Origin of the sequence: Synechococcus sp. 8F6 (assembly GCF_002252665.1) — a bacterium.
In the GTDB taxonomy this organism is placed as follows: domain Bacteria; phylum Cyanobacteriota; class Cyanobacteriia; order PCC-6307; family Cyanobiaceae; genus Cyanobium_A.
Window position 1 is genome coordinate 55,912 of sequence record NZ_NQKZ01000010.1, and the last position, 17,201, is coordinate 73,112.

A 17,201-nucleotide genomic window follows, 5' to 3' on the forward strand; every position below is an offset into this window, starting at 1 on the left:
GCGTCAGCCGTTGGGCCGACGACTCAGAACCAGTCTTTCTCAGCATCGAGATACTCAGCTCGAAATTCGTCGTTTGATTTGGTGAGATAAATGATCCCCTCAATAATGCCAATCACCTGAAAAACGAAATAACCCACTCCGCAGGTCAACAGCGACACCACCAACATGATGATGGCCGGCTTGTTGTAGCCCAGCACAAACTTGTGCACACCAAAGGCACCCAGGAAGATGCCGGTGAGTCCCGCCGCCAGCTTCTTGTTGCTGATTTCGGTGTCAGAGAGAGTCGACATCGGCCGATGTGGGTCGGGACTTCTGATTTGCTTCTAGCTCATCCATCCAATCCCGCCAACGGCTGCGTTGCCATTTGCCCAGCGCGGTGGGGGCCAGCTCGGGGCAGCACAGCCAACGCGTCGGGCGCTCGGCCGGCGCCCAGGGCTCACACAGCTGCCGCAGCTGGCGCTGCAGATCCGGCCAGGGCTGCATCCCCTCAGCCCGCACCAAGGCCACCAGGCGCTGGCCCCACTCGGGATCATGCATAGGCAGCAGCAGCAGCGCCTGCACGGGCAGACCGGCCGCCTGGGCCAGCGCCAGCAGCTGGGCCTCCAAAGGCTCAGGAAAGACGGTTTCACCACCGCTGTGGATGGCGCTATCGAGACGCCCCACCACGACCAGGCCCGCCGGCCCCAGGCGGCCGGCATCACCGCTGCGCCACCACCCGTCGGCGGAGCGGGGCAGGGGTTGCAACTGGCCGTTCGCCAGCCAACCCGGGCTGAGCCGCCCGCTGCGCACCTCCACGGCCCCATCCGGGCCCAATCGCAGCTCCACATCCACCAGGGGCGCACCGCAACCGGCTGCAGCCGCCAGAAAGCGCTTGGGGGGGAGGGCACACACCATGGCAGCCGTTTCCGTGGCGCCATAGCAAGGGGCAAGCCGCAGCCCCGCCTGACGCGCCCGCACTGCGAGCTGGGGAGGCAGCGGCGCCCCGCCCACCCAGATCAGCCCCAACTGCTGCAGCCAGGCCACACCCTCTGGAGCCGCCATCAAGCGCTGCAGCTGGGTGGGCACCAACGACAGCAGGGCGGGGCGAGTCGGATCCACGGGCGCAACGGCCGCCAACAGGGCCGGATCGCGCAGCCAGGCCGGCTGCAGGTGCCGGTGGGCAGCGCCCCACTGCTGCGCCCGCAGCCAGGGCAGCAGGCCGCTGACATGGTGCAGCGGCAGGGGGTTGAGATGCAGGCAAGCCGCCGGGTTCAGCCCCTGCTGCTCCAGCCACGAGCCCGTGGCCGTGGCGGAGGCTTGCAGGTGAGCCAGGGGTTGGAGGCACCAGCGCCTCCCGCCGCTACTGCCGCCGCTGCCCAGCACCACTCCAGGGCCCCACTGCCGCTGCAAGGGATCCAGCCCCTGGGGCCCGATCGCCGCGGCCAGCGCCTCCTGATCGCGCGGAGCAGGGCCCGCCAGCGCCACGATCTGGCCGGCCGCCCAAGCCTGCTGCAGCTGCTCGAATCTCATCGAGCCTCCACTCCAGCAGACGGCCCTGCGGCGGCCCACACCGTTTCAGGATCGGCACTGGCGAGGCCCCCCGGCGCCTGCCAGCCCGGCGCCAGACCCGGCGCCACGGGCGTGGGGCCCTCGGCCTGCAGGGCCGCCAGATGGTCGAGCCAGCGCCAACCGATGCCGGTTTCAAAGGCGGTGCTCAGCATCAGCCGCGGGGCACCCCGCTCCAGGGCCGCCAGCAGCTTCCGAGGATCTCCCTCCTGGCTGGGCCGGCGCACCTGCCAGCCGGGCCAGCTCTGGCGCAGGGCTGGCTGGCATTGCAGCGATTCATCGAGGGCCACCGGCAGGCGATCGGCCAGGGCCGCCAGACCGGCCTGGTCGGCGGGATCGAGGGGCTGCTCCAGCCACTGCAGCCGCGGCTCGCGGGACAGCCGCTCGGCCCAAGCGGCCGCGGTGGGCCGGTCCCAGCCGCCATTGGCATCGAGGCGCAACCGCGCCGCTGCCGGCAGCCGCTGAAGCAGCTGCTCCAGCAGCTCCCGCTCGAGGGGATCAGCAAACACGGCCACCTTCCACTTGAACACGGTCGCCGGGGCGCCGCGATCGAGGGCCTCCAACACCGCCGGCCCGGCCGGCAGCAGCTGGGCCGATGCCGGCGCCGCCAGCCAGCGGCGCTGCGGCAGTCCATCGAGCTCCGCCAGGGCGGCTCCCAGGGCGAAGGCAAGGGCAGCTGGCAGATCGCCGGCCGTCAGCGCTGCCTCCAGGCCGTGGCGGGGATGGCTGGATCCGAGGGCCTCGATCACCGCGGCCACCGGCTCCAGCTGCCCATCCAATGGGGCCGCCTCGCCCCAGCCTGCGCCCCCCTGCTCCCCCTGCAGCCGCAGCAGCCAGCCGCGCCGCTGGTGCACCGTGCCCGCCGCCGTGGCCAGGGGCTGGGGCAGGGCAAAGCCAAAGGGCCGCCACTGCAGGCGGATCAAGCCGGCCACCAGCGCCCCAGGGCCAGACCCAAGGCCAACCCCAACCCATTGAGCGCCTGGAAGCGCAGGGCAAGAAACTTGCTGCCGGCGATGCGCTCCGGGTGGCGATGCTGCTGCTGCAGCAGGCGAATCAGATCCCGGGCCGGCGGCAGACCCACCACCCCCAGCAGGGCCGTGAGGGGCCACTGGCCCACCAGCACCGGCGCCCATTGCAAGGCCAGGGCACCGGCCACAAACCAGGGCACCAGTGCCGCCGCAAGGCCCGTGCCCAGGTGCACCACGGGCGAGCGCTTGCCGTTGGCGGCGTCCTCCTCCACCTGGTGGAAATGAGAGCAGAACAGCACCAGGGTGGTGGCCAGGGCGGGACCGCTGCCCAACAGCAGGGCCGTGCCCCAGGGAATGGCCAGGGTGCTGGCAGCGCCAGACGGCGCCAGAGCGAGCAGGGCGGCGGCGGTGGCCAGCGGACCGAAGGCGATCCAGCAGAGGGGCTCCCCGAGGCCGCGGTAGCCCAGGCGAAAGGGCGGCCCCTGATACACATACCCAAGCCCGCAGCAGGCCAGCACCAGGGCCAGCACCGCCGGCGTGCTGCGCCAGGCCACCAGGGCCATCAGGGCCAGGCCCAGCAGCAGGCAGCCGTTGGCCAGCAGGGCCACCCGATCCCGCCGCCCGGTGAGATTCACCACCGAATGGGGTTTGCCGTGGGTGTCGACGCCGGTGTCGGCATCAAACACATCGTTGGCCAGGTTTTCCCAGACCAGTAGCAGCACTGCCGCCAGCAGGAACAGCAGCAGCTGCTCGACGCGCACCTGCTCTCCCCGGCCAAAGCGCCAGCCGGCGGCCAGCAGCACCGGCATCACCGCCACGGCATACATGGGCCATTTGATCGCCGCCTTCCAAAGCAGGCGTCGATCCGGGTGGCTGGCGTAACGGCTTGCGACGACCTTGGACACAGGGATGGGGGCCGCAGGCGGCAGCCGCTGCAGGACCCATACATTTGAGCAGCTCTTCGTCGCGGCAACGGCCCCTTCTGGTGCAGGCCTCCCCTTCCTTCACCGATTCCTCGGGTGATTCGTTCACCCAGCTGCTGGCCCTCGCCAACGAACAGGCACGCCAGCTGGAGGAGGACGGCGTGCTCAGCCTGGCGCTGCCCCTGGCCGGCGGCGACCCGATGCTGCTGCTGCCCCACCTCGAACCCACCGGTGGCGACGGCTTCCGCTTTCTCTGGGATGGCGCTCCCGGGCTCTGCATCGCCGCCGCCGGCCGCACCAACAGCCTGGAGCTGAGCGGGCCCCGACGCTTCGAGCTGGCCCAACGCTTTGCCAGTGCCAGCCTCAGCCGCCTGGCCACCGCTTCCCAAGGGCCGCCCCTGGCCAGGCCGCGGGTGCTGCTGGCCTTCGCCTTCTTCGATGCGCCCCTGCAGAGCGAACCGGGTGGGGTGCCGGGAGTGCAGGCCGTGCTGCCGCGCTGGCAACTCAGCCGCCAGGGCCAGCATTGCTGGCTGCGTCTGCAGCGTGCCATCGGCGGCGAGGTGACGCCGCGGCAGCTGGCCGAAGAGCTCTGGGAGCAGGCTCGCCGCCTGGAGCGGCTGGTGGTGGATCCCATCCCAGCCGATCGTGCACAAGCCAACCGGGTGGGCCTGCGCTGGAGCTCCAGCTGGCAGGAGCGCTACCGCTCCGCCGTGGCGGAGGCCCTGGCCCGGGTGGATCGGGGCGAACTGGAAAAAGTGGTGCTGGCCGTGCGCCAGGAGCTGCGCCTTGACGCCACTCCCGACCCCCTGGAGCTGCTGAGCCCCCTGCGGCGCCACCAGAGCGGCAGCTGCCGCTTCCTCTGGCAGCGGTGTCAGGGAGCCGCCCTGATCGGGGCCTCACCGGAGCGGCTGCTCACGGTGCGGCAGGGTCAGCTGCGCTGCGATGCCCTGGCAGGCACGGCCCCAGCAGGCGATCAGGCCGCGGCCCTGCTGCACTCCGACAAGGATCGCCACGAACACGAGCTGGTAGTGGACACCATCACCGCCGTGCTGGCGCAAGTGGGCCTCCGCCCCCGCCGGCCACGCCACCCGCGCCTGGCGCGCCACGGCCAGCTGGTGCACCTGCACACCCCGATCACGGCGGCCCTGGGCCCGCAGCAACCCCTCGCCATCGCCGCGGCCCTCCATCCCACCCCCGCCGTCGCCGGGCTACCGCGGCGCGAAGCCATGGCCTGGCTGCGCAGCCTGGAGCCGTTTGAGCGGGGCCACTACGCCGCACCGATCGGCTGGATCGACAGCGCCGGCGACGCCGACCTGCGGGTGGCCATCCGCAGCGGCACCCTGCGGGGCGATCGGCTCGAACTCACCGCAGGGGCGGGGCTGGTGCGGGGCTCCACGGTGGAGCGGGAGCTGCAGGAGGTGGCCCTCAAGCTGGGTGTGCTGCAGCAGCAGCTCAACCTGCCAGCTCAGCTGCGCAGCAGCCGCTCGATCACCTGATCTGCCAGGGGAATCCCCCCCAACCGCTCCACCTCCCGCACACCGGTGGGGCTGGTCACGTTGATCTCACTGAGCCGGCCATCGATCACATCGATGCCCACAAAGAACAGGCCTTCGGCCTTCAGGGCCGGCGCCAGTTCGGCGCAGATGTGGCGCTCCTGATCGGTGAGCTCGGTGGCCTCGGGCTGGCCGCCCACGGCCAGGTTGCTGCGGAATTCGCCGCCGCTCGGCACCCGGTTGACCGCCCCCAGCGGCTCCCCATCCACCAACAGGATCCGCTTGTCGCCAGCGCTCACTCCAGCCAGGAAGGACTGCACCATCACCGGCAGCTGCTCCTGGCCTGTCACCAGCTCCAGCAGCGCCCGCAGGCCTGGGGTGCTGGCGGAGGCAAACACCACCCCCTGACCGGCCCGCCCGCCCAGAGGCTTGAGCACCACCTCGCCGTGCTCGGCCGTGAAGGCAGCCAGCGTTTCCACCCGGCTGGCCACCAGGGTGGGCGCCATCAGGTGGCTCCAGCGCAGGGAACTGAGCTTCTCGTTCCAGGCTCGCAGCCCCGCCGGGCTGTTCAGCACCCGCACCCCCTGGCGCTCACCCAGCTCCAGCAGATGGGTGGCATAGAGGTAGGCCTCATCCACGGGCGGGTCCTTGCGCATCCACACGCGCGGAAAGGCCGTGAGGGGGAGGCGCTGCGCCTCCCCCAGGCGATACCAGGGTTCGCCGGCCTGGGGCTGGCCTTCGGGCCGGGATTCCAGAGGCTGGGCCACCACCCAGGCGCCATGGCCTCCAGGCGCATCGGCCGCCGACAGATCCGCCAGGTTGCACACCCACACCTGCTCGCCAGCCCGGAGGGCCGCCTGCATCAGGGCGACGCTGGAATCCTTGGCAGGGTTGAGCCGCGCAATCGGATCGATCACGAACAGTTGGGAAGCCACCGCTCAGCTCGCCAGCAGGGCGTCGAGCTGGCCGGAGCGCTCGAGGGCATGCAGATCGTCGCAACCGCCCACGTGCTGGCCGTTGATGAACGCTTGGGGCACGCTGCGCCGCCCCCCGCTCTTGGCGGCCATCGCCGCGCGGGCCGCCTCATCGCCATCGATCACGTGCTCGGTGTAGGCCACACCCTTGCGATCGAGCAGGGCCTTGGCACGAATGCAAAAGGGACAAAACCGCCAGGTGTAGATCTCAACCGTTGCCGCCATCGGGGCCTCTGTGCAGGTGCACTGATCCTAGAAGTGACCCGAGTGAGGTTTCTGAGCAACCATGGTCAGTACCATGGTCATCACGACCTCCAGCTATCACGGGAGCAGCGCCATGGTCCGGCAGATCAGCGCCAGCCAGTTCAAGGCCCGCTGCCTTGGTCTGATGGACGATGTCGCCCGCAGTGGCGAAACCCTGGTCATCACCAAGAACGGGCAGCCCGTAGCGGAGCTGCATCCCTGCCGAGGTGGTCGCCGCACCGATCCTTTTGGCCTGCACCTCTCCACCCGCCTCGACGGTGACGTGATGGCGCCCCTGGATGAGCCCTGGGATGTTCTGCAGTGATCCTGCTGGACACCCACGTGCTGCTGTGGCTGGACCGTGATGACGCCCAGCTCGGTAGCCAAGCCAGACAGGCCATCCGCGAAGCCTGGGAGCACGGTCAAGTGGCCGTCAGTGCCATCAGCTTCTGGGAGGCCGCCATGCTGGAACGCCGAGGGCGCATCCAGCTCGGCCTGCCGCCCGCGCGCTGGCGCGCCGATTGGCTGGAAGCCGGCCTGCTCGAACTGCCCCTCGAGGGCGGCGTCGCCCTGCAAGCCGTGGAGCTGGACGCCTTCCATGCCGATCCTGCGGACCGCTTCATTGCGGCCACGGCGATCTGGCACCGCGCCACCCTGCTCACAGCGGATCAAGCCATTCTCAACTGGGCAGGCTCCCTGGAGCGATTGGACGGGCGCCACTGATGGCGCCACTGATACGGTCAGACCATCAGCAACCCTGCGCACCCCGCCGTGACCGCCGCCAGCACCCCCGCTGCCGCCCTGCTCGACCTCACCGACTTCAAACGCGACCTCTCCGAGCTCACCGACCGCCTGGGCAACGCCCAGGACTGTCTTTGACGTACCGGCACTGAAAGCACGGCAGCAGCACCTCGAGCAACTGGCCTCCCAACCCGACTTCTGGGACGACCAGAAGCAGGCCCAAGCCAAGATGCGCCAGCTCGATGAGGTGAAGGCCCAACTCGAACAGCTGGGCCAGTGGCAGGCGGCGGTCGCCGACGGCGAAGCCACCCTGGAGCTCTACGGCCTGGAGCCCGACGACGACCTGCTGGCCGAATCCAACACCGCTCTGCAGAAGCTGCGCGCCGACCTCGATCGTTGGGAACTGGAGCGCCTGCTCTCCGGCCCCTACGACAAGGAGGGCGCCGTGATCAGCATCAACGCCGGCGCCGGCGGCACCGACGCTCAGGACTGGGCCCTGATGTTGATGCGGATGTACACCCGCTGGGCGGAAGACCACGGCATGAAGCTGACCGTGGACGAACTCAGCGAGGGGGAAGAAGCGGGCATCAAAAGCTGCACGATCGAGATCGAGGGCCGCTACGCCTACGGCTACCTACGCAACGAGAAGGGCACGCACCGGCTGGTGCGCATCAGCCCCTTCAACGCCAACGACAAGCGCCAGACCAGCTTCGCGGGTGTGGAGGTGATGCCCAACATCGAGGCGGAGGTGAAGCTCGACATCCCCGACAAGGACCTGGAAATCACCACCTCGCGCTCGGGTGGAGCCGGCGGCCAGAACGTCAACAAGGTGGAAACGGCCGTGCGCATCCTGCACATCCCCACCGGCCTGGCCGTGCGCTGCACCCAGGAGCGCTCCCAGCTGCAAAACAAAGAGAAGGCGATGGCCCTGCTGATGGCCAAACTGCTGGTGATTGCCCAGGAGCAGCGGGCCGCCGAGATCGCCGACATCCGCGGCGACATCGTGGAAGCGGCCTGGGGCAACCAGATCCGCAACTACGTGTTTCACCCGTACCAGATGGTGAAAGATCTGCGCACCCAGCACGAAACCACCGATGTGCAGGGCGTGATGGACGGCGACATTGATCCCTTCATCCAGAGCCTGCTGCATGCTGGCGTCGAGGTGGGAGCAAGCGGCGATGACTGACGACCCAGGCCCTCCGGCTCCCCAGGCTCCCGACGAGAACCCCAGCTTCGTCAAACTGGCCATGCGCAACATGGTGCGCAAGGGCCGCCAAAGCTTGTTTCACTTCGGCCTCACCGCCCTCGGCCTCACCGGCTTCCTCGTGCTGATCGCCTGGCTGGGCCGGCCGCAGCTGCCTGGGGGCTGAGATGGCCGCCCACCCCGACCTCGACCTGGCCTTCTCGGCCGATCCAGACCTAGCCGCGGAGCTGCTGGCGGCCGCCAACCCCTGGGCCGATCCGCTCACCGGTGCGGAGGCCTGGCACGCCCGTTTGGAGGACTGGCTGGTCCAGCTGACCGCCGAGCTGCCCAGCCACCTGCAAGCCCCCGCTTACAGCCTGGGGCTGAGCCTGGTGGGCGACGCCGAAATCGCCGCCCTCAACACCGACTGGCGCAACAAGGACGGCCCCACCGACGTGCTGGCCTTCGCCGCCCAGGACGACAACCTCGATGGCGCCCCACCCATGCCGATGCTGGGCGAACTGGAGCTGGGCGACATCGTGATCTCGGTGGACACCGCCGCACGCCAGGCGGCTGAACACGGCCACAACCTGGAGCAGGAACTGCTGTTTCTGGCCAGCCACGGCCTGCTGCACCTGCTGGGCTGGGACCATCCCGACGACGCCAGCCTGGCGGCCATGCTGGCGCGCCAGGACCAGCTCGTTAACGTGCCAGCGGAGCCATGACCAGCCTGCGTCCCCTGCCACCCCCAGAGCCCCTGCCGCAGCAGGTCCGGCCGCAGACCCGGGGCCGCCGCCTGCGGGCAAGAGCCTGGACGGTGGCGGGAGACCTGCCCGCCAGTTTTCGTTACGCCGCCCAGGGGCTGGCCTACGGCTTCGCCAGCCAGCGCAACTTCCGCATCCACGTCATCACCGGCGCCGTGGTGTTCGGCCTGGGGCTGTGGCTGCAACTGCCCACGGCCCAGCTGGCCGTGCTGGTGCTCACGGTGACCGCGGTGCTGGTGCTGGAGCTGCTCAACACCGCCACGGAAGCAGTGGTCGACCTGGCCATCGGCCGCCAGTTCCACCCCCTGGCCAGGATCGCCAAGGACTGCGCGGCGGCAGCGGTGCTGGTGGCGGCCCTGTCGTCGCTGTTGATCGCCCTGTTGCTGCTCGTGCCACCCCTGCTCACCCGGCTGGGCCTTTGAATGGGGGCAGGCCAGGCGCGGCGATGCTTCTCGTTCTCGACAACTACGACAGCTTCACCTTCAACCTGGTGCAGTATCTGGGCGAGCTGGCGGCGGAGCATCCGATCGCCGCCAACCTGCGGGTGGAGCGCAACGACGCCCTCACGCTGGAGCAGATCCGCGGGCTAGCGCCCGCCGCGATCCTGATCTCACCCGGCCCCGGCGACCCCGACCAGTCGGGGGTATGCCTGGAGGTGCTGCGGGAGCTCAGCCCCACCATCCCCACCCTGGGGGTTTGCCTGGGCCACCAAGCGCTGGCCCAGGTGTATGGCGGCAAGGTGGTGCGGGCCAAGGAGCTGATGCACGGCAAAACCTCCCCGGTGCAGCACAGCGGCCAGGGTGTGTTTGAGGGCCTGGCCAACCCACTCACCGCCACCCGCTACCACAGCCTGATCGCCGAGCGCGACAGCCTCCCCGCCTGCCTGGAGATCACCGCCTGGCTCAACGACGGCACGATCATGGGTCTGCGCCACCGCGACTATCCACACCTGCAGGGGGTGCAGTTCCACCCCGAGAGCGTGCTCACCCAGCAGGGTCACCAGCTGCTGGCCAACTTTCTGCGCCAGGCCAGCCAGCCAGCCTCGCCAGATCAGTTGGGTTAGCGTCACGGCGACTGCCGCCCCGCCATGCGTCTGCTGCCCATCCTGGCCCTGAGCTCCACGCTGCTGGCCGCCGGCCCGGCCCTGGCCGGCAGTGGCGTCACGATCACCAGCTACGGCCACAGCGCCCTGCTGATCAGCGGCGGTGGCACCAGTGTGCTGGTCAACCCGTTCAAGGCCGTGGCCTGCGCCGCCGGCCTGGCGGAGCCGCGGGTGAGCGCCACCTTGGTGCTGGCCAGCAGCCGCCTGCTGGATGAGGGTGCACCGGTGGCCCGCGGCAAGATGCTGGTGGATCCCGGCTCCTACAAGGTGGGTGGGCTGTCGATCGAAGGCATCTCCGGCCCCCACGACCGCGTTGGGGGCCGCCGCTTCGGCCAATCCACCCTGTGGCGCTGGAAGCAGGGCGGCCTCGACATCGCCCACCTGGGCGGCACCGCGGCTCGGCTCAGCCCCTCCGACAAGGTGATGCTGGGGCGCCCCGACGTGCTGATCATCGGCGTGGGCGGCGGCGCCAAGGTGTACACCGGCGCCGAAGCGGCCGAAGTGGTGCGCGAGCTCCAGCCCCGCCGGGTGATCCCGGTGCAATACGTCAGCGGCAAAACCCCCACAGACTGCGACCAAACCTCGGTGCAGCCGTTCCTCGACGCCATGGCCGGCACCCCGGTGCAGCGCCGCGGCAACCGCATCAGCCTGCCCGGCAAGCTCGACGGCGGGCCGGTGATCGAGGTGATGCGCTAATCAGCTGCGCCCAACGCTTCGATGTCGGCATAAGCCGCCCAGAACCGCCCCATCTGCTCGGTGGTACCGAGGCTCACCCGCAACGAACCATCGATCAACGGCTTGCCCGCCATCGAGCGCACCAGGATGCCGGCCTCCCGCAGACGCCGCTCCACGTCCTCAGCCGGGCTCTCGGGCCAGATCAGGAGGTAGTTGCCCCCGGCGGCGTGGTGCCGCACCCCAGCCTGCTGCAACTGCTGCACCAGCCAGGTGCGGGCCCGCAACACCTCGGCAACGAAGGCATCGGTGTAGGGCTGGTCAGCCAGGGCCGCATGGGCCGCCGTCACCGCAAAGCTGTTGATGTCGTAGGGCCCCGTGACGCGCCCGATGCGATCAATCACCGGCGCTGCCCCGATCGCAAAGCCGATCCGCAGGCCCGCCAGGCCCGCCGTCTTGGCCAGGGAGCGCAGCACCACCAGATTGGGCGTGGTGTCGAAGTTCGCCGAGGGCAGCACGCTGTCGCCCGTGAAGGCCTCATACAGCTCATCCACCACCACAAGGGTGCCTGGCGCCGCAGCCGCCAGCTCGAGGATTCGCTCAGGGGCCAGTCGGGTGCCGGTGGGGTTGTTGGGATTGCAGATCAGCAGGATGCGGGGCCGGTGCGCCAGCGCGGCACCCAGCTCCTCCAGCGGGAAGGCGAAATCCGGCAACCGGTAGGGGATCGCCTCAATCGCCATGCCCTGCATCTGGGCGCAGGGGGTGTAGTAGCCGAAGGTGGGGCTGGTGGTGAGCAGCGTTTGGCCGCGGTCGCCATAGGCGTGGAAGATGGCGTGGATCGCCGCATCCACACCGTTGAACAAGCCGATCTGGTCGCGGCTAAGCGGCAGCCCCTGGCCAGTTGCCGCAAGATTGGCGATCACCGCCTCCCGCAGGCCGTCGTACTCGGGATAGATGGCGTAGTGATCGGCGGGAATCGCCCGGATCGCCTCCACCACTCGGGGGCTTGGGCCCACGGTGTTCTCGTTGAAGTCGAGCCGCAGCAACCCCCGCCGCCCCTCCAGCGGCGCGCTGTAGGCCTTGAGGCTTTCCACCTCGGGGCGGGGCTGGGGGATCGGTCGTTCCTGCCGATCCGGCCTCTGCTGCGACTCCATCACATCCGCTCCAAGGTGGGAATGCCCAACAGCCCTAAACCCAGTTTGAGGGTGTCGGTGGTGAGGCGGCAGAGGGCCAGGCGGGAGCAGCGGGCGGGTTCGTCAGCCTTGAGCACCGGCACCTGGTCGTAGAAGCGATTGAACACCTGGCTGAGCTCAAACAGATAGGTGCAGAGCCGATTGGGCAGCAACTCCTCCTCCACCTCGGCGATCACCGCATCGAACTTGAGCAGCTCACGCACCAGGGCCCACTCCTGGGGTTCCGTGAAGGTGAGCGGGGCGGTAGCGGCACCAGGGCCACCAGCCTCGAGATCACCGCCCTTGCGGGCGATGCCCGCGATGCGCACGACGGCGTAGAGCAGATAGGGCGCCGTGTTGCCCTGCAGGGCCAGCATCCGATCAAAGCTGAACTGGTAGTTGGTGATCCGGTTCTGGCTGAGGTCGGCGTACTTCACCGCCGCCACGCCCACGGTGGTGGCCGCGTGCTGGATGAAGGCCTCGTCTTCGGTGCGCTCCTCCTCCGCCAAACGGCGACGCAGGTCGGCGTCGGCCCGCTCCACCGCTTCATCGAGCAGATCCCGCAGGCGCACGGTGTCGCCGGCGCGGGTTTTCAGCTTCTTGCCGTCTTCCCCCTGCACCAGGCCGAAGGGCACATGCTCGACACTGCCGTGGGAGGGAATCCAACCGGCACGGCGGGCTACCTGGAACACGCCGGCGAAGTGGTTGGCCTGGCCGGCATCGGTGACGTAAATGACGCGGCAGGCACCATCGCCATCGGGAGCCGCACCGAAGCGATAGCGAATCGCCGCCAGATCGGTGGTGGCGTAATTGAAGCCGCCATCGCTCTTCTGCACGATCACCGGCAGGGGCGTGCCGTCCTTGCCGCTCATGCCCTCCAGAAACACACAGCGGGCGCCGTCGTCAGTCACCAACAATCCAGAGGCCTCAAGGTCTGCAATCACAGCCTCCAAGTAGGGGTTGTAGAAGGATTCACCGCGCTCGCACAAGGAAATGTCGAGCCGGTCGTAGATCTTCTGGAACTCACGGCGGCTCTGGTCGCAGAGCAATCCCCAGGCCTTGAGCGACACCGGATCGCCGCCCTGCAGCTTCACCACCTCCTCCCGGGAGGTGGTCTGGAAGGCCTCGTCGTCGTCGAAGCGGGCCTTGGCCTGGCGGTAGAAGGCCACCAGATCGCCCAGATCCACCGCATCGGCGGTCGTGAGGGCCTCGGGCGCCACCTGCTTGAGGTGGGTGATCAACATCCCAAACTGGGTGCCCCAGTCGCCCACGTGGTTGAGCCGCAGCACCGGGTGGCCGCGAAACTCCAGCACCCGGGCCAGGGCGTCGCCAATGATCGTGGAGCGCAGATGCCCCACATGCATCTCCTTGGCGATGTTGGGGCTGGAGAAGTCGACGATCACCGGGGGCGTGCCATCGGTGTGGGGCACCCCCAGCCGCGAATCGCCCAGGCGGGCCTGCACCTCAGCCGCCAGCCGCTCGGGCCGCAGGGTGAGGTTGATGAAGCCGGGGCCGGCGATCACCGGCTCCAGGCAGAGCTCAGTGAAGGCGGGGTCGGCCGCCAGCTGCACCACGATCGCCTGGGCGATCTGGCGGGGCGGCTGGCCCAGGGGCTTGGCCAGGGGCAGGGCGCCATTGGCCTGGAAATCGCCGAATTCGGGCTTGCTGGCCGGCGCCAGCTGGGGATCGAGGGGCTGGCCAGCCTCACGGGCCCGTTGCGCCGCCTCGGGGAAGGCCCGCTCCATGGCCGCCAGCAACTGGCCATTCAGGGCTTGGGCGATGCGAAGCATGGGGGCCGGGCCGGGGCTGATTCGTCTTCGATCATCCCGCGCAGGCCGTCAGGCCCAACTCCTGCTCCAGGCCTTCGAGCACCACATCGGCCACCAACTGGATGCGGTAGCGGCAGTGCTGGGTCTGGGTGCAATCGAAGCGGCCGTGCTCCCAATACTTGTTGCTGCCGGTGCCGCCGCCACACAGCCCGAAGTGCTCGCAGCTGCCACGGCACAGCTCCACCCCCGCACGAATCTCAGCGGCCACCTGACGAAACTTGTCGGTGGCAGCCAGAGCTTCAAGGCTGTCGACGAGCACGTTGCCGAAGGAGAAGTCGCCGTACTCGGCCGTCTTCACCGACAGCAATTCGGGATCGAAGGTGGACACCTGGCCGACGGCATCGACATTGACGATCACAAACGGCGTGTTCATGTCGGTTTGCACCATGCGCGCCTGACTGCAGGCCAGGCTGGCGATGCCATCAAATTCGCGGATGCACAGGCGGCCGGGCTGCTCGCGGCTGCGCTGCCACAGCCGCGCCATGAAGGCGCGGTAGCGCTGCTCCAGGGCCACCTGAGCGGCACCGGCGGCATCGAGGCTCGAGTGGCTATTCGCCCCCTCCGTCTCCTCCATGTTGAAACCCACCTCAGCGATGCCGTGCTGGAGGAAAAAATCGGCGATGGCGTCGGCATGGTCGAGGGCATCAGCCGTGAGCACGCAGATCACCTGAAAGGGAATCTGCCGCCGGGCCAACCAGTCGATGCCACGCATCACCGCCGCGTGGGTGGGCAGGCCGGTGCGGGTGACCCGGTGGGCGTCGTGCAGGAAAGCCGGGCCATCCATGCTCACGCCCACATGGATGCCGTTGCGCTCGAAGCAGTCGCACCAGGCCGCATCGATGACGGTGGCGTTGGTCTGCAGCGACTGCACGATCGTGCCGGGAGGCAGACCGCGCCGCGCCAGGAGCTGACCGATCCGATCGGTGGCCTCGTCGTAGAAGGCGATCGGCGCCATCAGCGGCTCACCGGCGTGCCAGAGCAGGGTGAAACCACCGTCGAAATAGGGGCTGTCCAGCACCCGCTCCACAGCGGCCTCTAACACCGCCATCGACAGGCGGCTGCGGTCTCCCCGGTCGGGGAGATAGCAGTAGTCGCAATCGAGGTTGCAAAAGGGGGTGGGCTGCACCACCAACAAGCGCACCGGCCCCCATCCCTGGCCAGGCGCCGCGTCCAGCTCAGCGACCGAACCAGGCATCAGCGCCAGTAGCGGCCACCGTTGAGGAAGCCGCCATTCCGGAAGCCGCCGTTGCGGAAACCACCGTTGTAGAAGCCGCCATTGCGGAAGCCACCGTTGTTGAAGCCGCCGTTGTAAAAGCCGCCATTGCGGAAGCCGCCGTTGCCCCAACCCAACCCAGAGCCATTCACAAACACGTAGGAGAGGGCGTCATCGGGCACGGCTGTTGAGCCCTCAGACACAGCTGTTGAGCCCTCGCGCTCCTGCAGGGCCGCCGAGATTCGGCTCAGCCGTTGCTCGATGCTGCGCTGGGGTGGGGCTTCCTGCACGCTGGCGAAAGCCAGGGCGGCCGCCCCATCGAGCGGCAGGGAGGCCAGCAGCAGCAGGCCAAACAGGTGGGAGCGGTTGAAGAAGGCCATGACAGCAACGGGGGAAGGGGATCAGCGAGCAGCGGCGGGAATCAGACGGATCGTCTCAACCCCCAGCAGGATTGCCTCGAAGCTGGCAAGAAGGGCGGATTCGGGCATCGCCACGGCACTGGTCGGCCCCAGCCAACGGTTCACCGCCGCGACCGTGTCCGGCTCACCATCGAGGTAGCCCTGCAACAGGCGGGCGATGGCCAGGTTCGCCAGATTGCGGAAGGCCGAATCGTTCTCGGCCAGCACGCAGCTCACCGCATAGGCCTCGAAGGGCAAATCGGGCGTCAGGGCCAGACCCTTGAGCCCCTGTTGGCGCACCAGACCAGCCAGCACAACCGTGTCGCCGACCACACCCTCAACCGTTCCAGCCCTCAGCGCCGCCACCGCCGCGCTGAGGTTGTCGAAGGCCACCACCGTGGCCTTGGGTTGCATGCCCCGCAGCTCGGTCTCACCCAACGACTGGCGCACCACGGCGATACGCCGTCCGGCCAGGGCCGCCGGGCTGCCATCAAAGCGGCCGGCCGGAGCCAGCAGCCTCAACCCCGAGATCCCGATCGGCAGCGAAAAGTCCACCTGCATGTCCAGCTCCCAGCTGAACGGAAAACCGCAAGCCAGATCCGCCTTGCCATTGGTGATGGTGTCGACCAGGCTGCGCGGATTGGCAACCGGCGCGAAGCGCACCGTCACCGGCCGGCCCACGGCCCGGGCCACCTCGGCTGCGATCCGATCGGCCACCAGGATGCCGTAGCCACTGGGCTGCCCCTGGGGACCCACCACCACCAGCGGGGGCACATCGGCGAGCCCGCTCATCACCAGCTCGCCGGTGCGCGCAGCCCGCTGAACCACACCCTCGGCCAGGGCAGCCGCCGGCATCACGGCCAGCAGGCCCAGCGTCGCGATGCTCCCGGCGAGTCCGCGCCAAATTTGTGTCGCCACCCTGCCTTGAGAGGAACTCATCGCATTATGCAGAGGGCCAGCCCGGCTGCCAACGCAACGGGCTCAAGCGTCAAATTCAGGTGTCAAAGCGCATGCTCAGATCCAACCAGACGCTGCAGGTGATCGACGCGCTGGTGGAGATCAGATCAATGCCCGTAGCGGCGTAGCTCCGCAGCTGCTCGGGTTGCACGCCGGAGGCCTCCAGCACCAGCTGCCTCCCCTGGGCGAGCGCCCGCAACTGGGGCACCAGCTCCGCCAGCTGGTGGGGGGTGAATTCATCGAGTAGCACCCCATCCGCCCCGGCCCGCACCGCAGCTTCCGCTTCTGCAGCGGTTTCCGCCTCCACGATCACCCGGGCCGGCCAGGGGGCCGCGGCCCGCACCGCCGCGATCGCGGCATCCACCCCACCTGCCCAAGCCAGGTGGTTCTCCTTGAGCATGGCGGCGTCATCGAGGCCTTGGCGGTGGTTGAGGCCGCCGCCGCAGCGCACGGCGTACTTCTCCAGCACCCGCAGACCCGGTGTGGTTTTGCGGGTATCGGCCAGGCGCACGCCCGTGCCGGCGAGCTCCGCCACCAGCGCCGCCGTGGCGGTGGCGATGCCGGAGAGCCGCATGGCCAGATTCAGAGCGGTGCGCTCACCAGCCACCAGGGCCGTGGCCGGGCCCTCCAGCTCCAGCAGCCGCTGCCCCGCCGCCACCGCCGCCCCATCGCGCACCAGCAGCCGCACCACCACCCCGGGATCCAGCAGCCGGAACAGGGGCTCCACCAGCACGCCGCCACAGAACACCCCATCGGCCTTTGCGAGCCATTGGGCCCGGCCGCTGCAGCCCGCCAGGGCCGCGGCCGTGAGGTCGCCGCGGCCCAGATCTTCCGCCAACCAGGCGCGCAGCTGGGCCTCCAGCTGGGGGGTGAAGGGCAGGCGGGCGGTTGTCACAGGGGTGATGGTCAGGGCAGGGATGGGCATTGCCCCTCCGAGCCAGAGCTAGCCAATGATGCGGCGGAACTGATGGGCGAAACGATTGGCGATATCGATGCTGCGAAATGAATCCCTCCTGCAGGAGCC

At 69.1% G+C, this 17,201-nt stretch carries 21 protein-coding genes; 9 read left to right on the forward strand and 12 right to left on the reverse strand.

Annotated features, from left to right (window positions below):
- Positions 1–23: 23 nt before the first annotated feature.
- The 4 genes from CJZ78_RS08915 to menA are packed head-to-tail and all read right to left on the reverse strand — an operon-like array spanning position 24 to position 3,340.
- Complete coding sequence (locus CJZ78_RS08915) at positions 24–290, reverse strand: TM2 domain-containing protein (protein WP_094560801.1); 267 nt, start codon at positions 288–290, stop codon at positions 24–26.
- Positions 274–1,509 (reverse strand): AMP-binding protein, encoded by a 1,236-nt coding sequence (locus CJZ78_RS08920; RefSeq protein WP_094560803.1) that lies wholly within the window; start codon positions 1,507–1,509, stop codon positions 274–276. The genes CJZ78_RS08915 and CJZ78_RS08920 overlap by 17 nt, the downstream gene beginning before the upstream one ends.
- Positions 1,506–2,477 (reverse strand): o-succinylbenzoate synthase, encoded by a 972-nt coding sequence (menC, locus tag CJZ78_RS08925; protein WP_233128620.1) that lies wholly within the window; start codon positions 2,475–2,477, stop codon positions 1,506–1,508. Before menC ends, CJZ78_RS08920 begins: the two co-directional genes overlap by 4 nt.
- Positions 2,465–3,340, reverse strand: a complete 876-nt coding sequence (menA, locus tag CJZ78_RS08930) for a 2-carboxy-1,4-naphthoquinone phytyltransferase (protein ID WP_369802043.1) — start codon at positions 3,338–3,340, stop codon at positions 2,465–2,467. The genes menC and menA overlap by 13 nt, the downstream gene beginning before the upstream one ends.
- A 158-nt stretch (positions 3,341–3,498) precedes the next feature.
- On the opposite strand from menA, the gene CJZ78_RS08935 reads away from it, so the two are divergent.
- On the forward strand, positions 3,499–4,932 hold the full coding sequence (locus tag CJZ78_RS08935) for an isochorismate synthase MenF (protein ID WP_094560807.1): 1,434 nt from the start codon (positions 3,499–3,501) through the stop codon (positions 4,930–4,932).
- Here CJZ78_RS08935 and gshB read toward each other — a convergent pair.
- Together gshB and grxC are read right to left on the reverse strand one after the other, a co-directional pair.
- Positions 4,902–5,864, reverse strand: a complete 963-nt coding sequence (gene gshB, locus CJZ78_RS08940) for a glutathione synthase (protein ID WP_094560809.1) — start codon at positions 5,862–5,864, stop codon at positions 4,902–4,904. The two genes, CJZ78_RS08935 and gshB, sit on opposite strands and share 31 nt — an antisense overlap.
- A gap of 3 nt (positions 5,865–5,867) precedes the next feature.
- Positions 5,868–6,128: a glutaredoxin 3 gene (gene grxC / locus CJZ78_RS08945; protein ID WP_094560811.1), complete on the reverse strand. Its 261-nt coding sequence runs from the start codon at positions 6,126–6,128 to the stop codon at positions 5,868–5,870.
- 112 nt (positions 6,129–6,240) lie between these two features.
- Between grxC and CJZ78_RS08950 the strand changes: the two genes are divergently transcribed.
- The 8 genes from CJZ78_RS08950 (at position 6,241) to CJZ78_RS08985 (ending at position 10,632) form a co-directional block, all read left to right on the forward strand.
- A complete protein-coding gene (locus tag CJZ78_RS08950) occupies positions 6,241–6,471 on the forward strand; it encodes a type II toxin-antitoxin system Phd/YefM family antitoxin (RefSeq protein ID WP_198953873.1) in 231 nt (76 codons plus the stop codon).
- Positions 6,468–6,869, forward strand: a complete 402-nt coding sequence (locus tag CJZ78_RS08955; RefSeq protein WP_094560815.1) for a type II toxin-antitoxin system VapC family toxin — start codon at positions 6,468–6,470, stop codon at positions 6,867–6,869. Before CJZ78_RS08950 ends, CJZ78_RS08955 begins: the two co-directional genes overlap by 4 nt.
- Positions 6,870–6,947: 78 nt before the next feature.
- Positions 6,948–8,073 (forward strand): peptide chain release factor 2 gene (gene prfB, locus CJZ78_RS08960; protein WP_143592890.1). Its coding sequence is split into 2 segments (ribosomal slippage): positions 6,948–7,022 and positions 7,024–8,073, totalling 1,125 coding nucleotides; the frame shifts between segments, so codons are not numbered across the junction.
- Positions 8,066–8,257 carry a DUF3285 domain-containing protein gene (locus CJZ78_RS08965; protein ID WP_094560819.1) on the forward strand — a complete coding sequence of 64 codons (192 nt, stop codon included), beginning with the start codon at positions 8,066–8,068 and terminating at the stop codon, positions 8,255–8,257. Before prfB ends, CJZ78_RS08965 begins: the two co-directional genes overlap by 8 nt.
- A 1-nt stretch (position 8,258) precedes the next feature.
- Positions 8,259–8,795, forward strand: a complete 537-nt coding sequence (gene ybeY, locus CJZ78_RS08970) for an rRNA maturation RNase YbeY (RefSeq protein WP_094560821.1) — start codon at positions 8,259–8,261, stop codon at positions 8,793–8,795.
- Positions 8,792–9,256 carry a diacylglycerol kinase family protein gene (locus CJZ78_RS08975; protein ID WP_094560823.1) on the forward strand — a complete coding sequence of 155 codons (465 nt, stop codon included), beginning with the start codon at positions 8,792–8,794 and terminating at the stop codon, positions 9,254–9,256. The genes ybeY and CJZ78_RS08975 overlap by 4 nt, the downstream gene beginning before the upstream one ends.
- A 23-nt stretch (positions 9,257–9,279) precedes the next feature.
- Positions 9,280–9,897: an aminodeoxychorismate/anthranilate synthase component II gene (locus CJZ78_RS08980; protein ID WP_094560824.1), complete on the forward strand. Its 618-nt coding sequence runs from the start codon at positions 9,280–9,282 to the stop codon at positions 9,895–9,897.
- 24 nt (positions 9,898–9,921) lie between these two features.
- Positions 9,922–10,632: an MBL fold metallo-hydrolase gene (locus CJZ78_RS08985; protein ID WP_094560826.1), complete on the forward strand. Its 711-nt coding sequence runs from the start codon at positions 9,922–9,924 to the stop codon at positions 10,630–10,632.
- Here CJZ78_RS08985 and CJZ78_RS08990 read toward each other — a convergent pair.
- From CJZ78_RS08990 to nadC, 6 genes are read right to left on the reverse strand one after another with little or no spacing between them, the layout of a single operon-like run.
- Positions 10,629–11,762, reverse strand: coding sequence for a histidinol-phosphate transaminase (locus CJZ78_RS08990; protein ID WP_094560828.1), 1,134 nt, complete (start codon positions 11,760–11,762; stop codon positions 10,629–10,631). The two genes, CJZ78_RS08985 and CJZ78_RS08990, sit on opposite strands and share 4 nt — an antisense overlap.
- The gene (gene argS / locus CJZ78_RS08995; protein ID WP_094560830.1) at positions 11,762–13,570 is read right to left on the reverse strand and encodes an arginine--tRNA ligase; all 1,809 of its coding nucleotides are present in this window, start codon (positions 13,568–13,570) and stop codon (positions 11,762–11,764) included. Before argS ends, CJZ78_RS08990 begins: the two co-directional genes overlap by 1 nt.
- A gap of 31 nt (positions 13,571–13,601) precedes the next feature.
- Positions 13,602–14,804 (reverse strand): cyclophane-forming radical SAM/SPASM peptide maturase GrrM/OscB, encoded by a 1,203-nt coding sequence (gene grrM / locus CJZ78_RS09000; RefSeq protein WP_094560832.1) that lies wholly within the window; start codon positions 14,802–14,804, stop codon positions 13,602–13,604.
- Positions 14,804–15,202 carry a GrrA/OscA1 family cyclophane-containing rSAM-modified RiPP gene (gene grrA, locus CJZ78_RS09005; protein ID WP_143592887.1) on the reverse strand — a complete coding sequence of 133 codons (399 nt, stop codon included), beginning with the start codon at positions 15,200–15,202 and terminating at the stop codon, positions 14,804–14,806. Before grrA ends, grrM begins: the two co-directional genes overlap by 1 nt.
- Positions 15,203–15,223: 21 nt before the next feature.
- The gene (gene grrP / locus CJZ78_RS09010; protein WP_094560834.1) at positions 15,224–16,159 is read right to left on the reverse strand and encodes an extracellular substrate binding-like orphan protein GrrP; all 936 of its coding nucleotides are present in this window, start codon (positions 16,157–16,159) and stop codon (positions 15,224–15,226) included.
- 55 nt (positions 16,160–16,214) lie between these two features.
- Positions 16,215–17,102: a carboxylating nicotinate-nucleotide diphosphorylase gene (gene nadC, locus CJZ78_RS09015; RefSeq protein WP_094560836.1), complete on the reverse strand. Its 888-nt coding sequence runs from the start codon at positions 17,100–17,102 to the stop codon at positions 16,215–16,217.
- Between the last annotated feature and the right edge of the window lie 99 nt (positions 17,103–17,201).

What these genes read in the sequence shown, in the direction of transcription:
- CJZ78_RS08915 (WP_094560801.1), bottom strand. Translation starts at nt 290, where the DNA reads ATGTCGACTCTCTCTGACACCGAAATCAGCAACAAGAAGCTGGCGGCG.
- CJZ78_RS08920 (WP_094560803.1), bottom strand. Translation starts at nt 1,509, where the DNA reads ATGAGATTCGAGCAGCTGCAGCAGGCTTGGGCGGCCGGCCAGATCGTG.
- menA (WP_369802043.1), bottom strand. Translation starts at nt 3,340, where the DNA reads ATGTATGCCGTGGCGGTGATGCCGGTGCTGCTGGCCGCCGGCTGGCGC.
- grxC (WP_094560811.1), bottom strand. Translation starts at nt 6,128, where the DNA reads ATGGCGGCAACGGTTGAGATCTACACCTGGCGGTTTTGTCCCTTTTGC.
- CJZ78_RS08950 (WP_198953873.1), top strand. Translation starts at nt 6,241, where the DNA reads ATGGTCCGGCAGATCAGCGCCAGCCAGTTCAAGGCCCGCTGCCTTGGT.
- CJZ78_RS08965 (WP_094560819.1), top strand. Translation starts at nt 8,066, where the DNA reads ATGACTGACGACCCAGGCCCTCCGGCTCCCCAGGCTCCCGACGAGAAC.
- ybeY (WP_094560821.1), top strand. Translation starts at nt 8,259, where the DNA reads ATGGCCGCCCACCCCGACCTCGACCTGGCCTTCTCGGCCGATCCAGAC.
- CJZ78_RS08975 (WP_094560823.1), top strand. Translation starts at nt 8,792, where the DNA reads ATGACCAGCCTGCGTCCCCTGCCACCCCCAGAGCCCCTGCCGCAGCAG.
- CJZ78_RS08980 (WP_094560824.1), top strand. Translation starts at nt 9,280, where the DNA reads ATGCTTCTCGTTCTCGACAACTACGACAGCTTCACCTTCAACCTGGTG.
- CJZ78_RS08985 (WP_094560826.1), top strand. Translation starts at nt 9,922, where the DNA reads ATGCGTCTGCTGCCCATCCTGGCCCTGAGCTCCACGCTGCTGGCCGCC.
- CJZ78_RS08990 (WP_094560828.1), bottom strand. Translation starts at nt 11,762, where the DNA reads ATGGAGTCGCAGCAGAGGCCGGATCGGCAGGAACGACCGATCCCCCAG.
- argS (WP_094560830.1), bottom strand. Translation starts at nt 13,570, where the DNA reads ATGCTTCGCATCGCCCAAGCCCTGAATGGCCAGTTGCTGGCGGCCATG.
- grrM (WP_094560832.1), bottom strand. Translation starts at nt 14,804, where the DNA reads ATGCCTGGTTCGGTCGCTGAGCTGGACGCGGCGCCTGGCCAGGGATGG.
- grrA (WP_143592887.1), bottom strand. Translation starts at nt 15,202, where the DNA reads ATGGCCTTCTTCAACCGCTCCCACCTGTTTGGCCTGCTGCTGCTGGCC.
- grrP (WP_094560834.1), bottom strand. Translation starts at nt 16,159, where the DNA reads ATGAGTTCCTCTCAAGGCAGGGTGGCGACACAAATTTGGCGCGGACTC.
- nadC (WP_094560836.1), bottom strand. Translation starts at nt 17,102, where the DNA reads ATGCCCATCCCTGCCCTGACCATCACCCCTGTGACAACCGCCCGCCTG.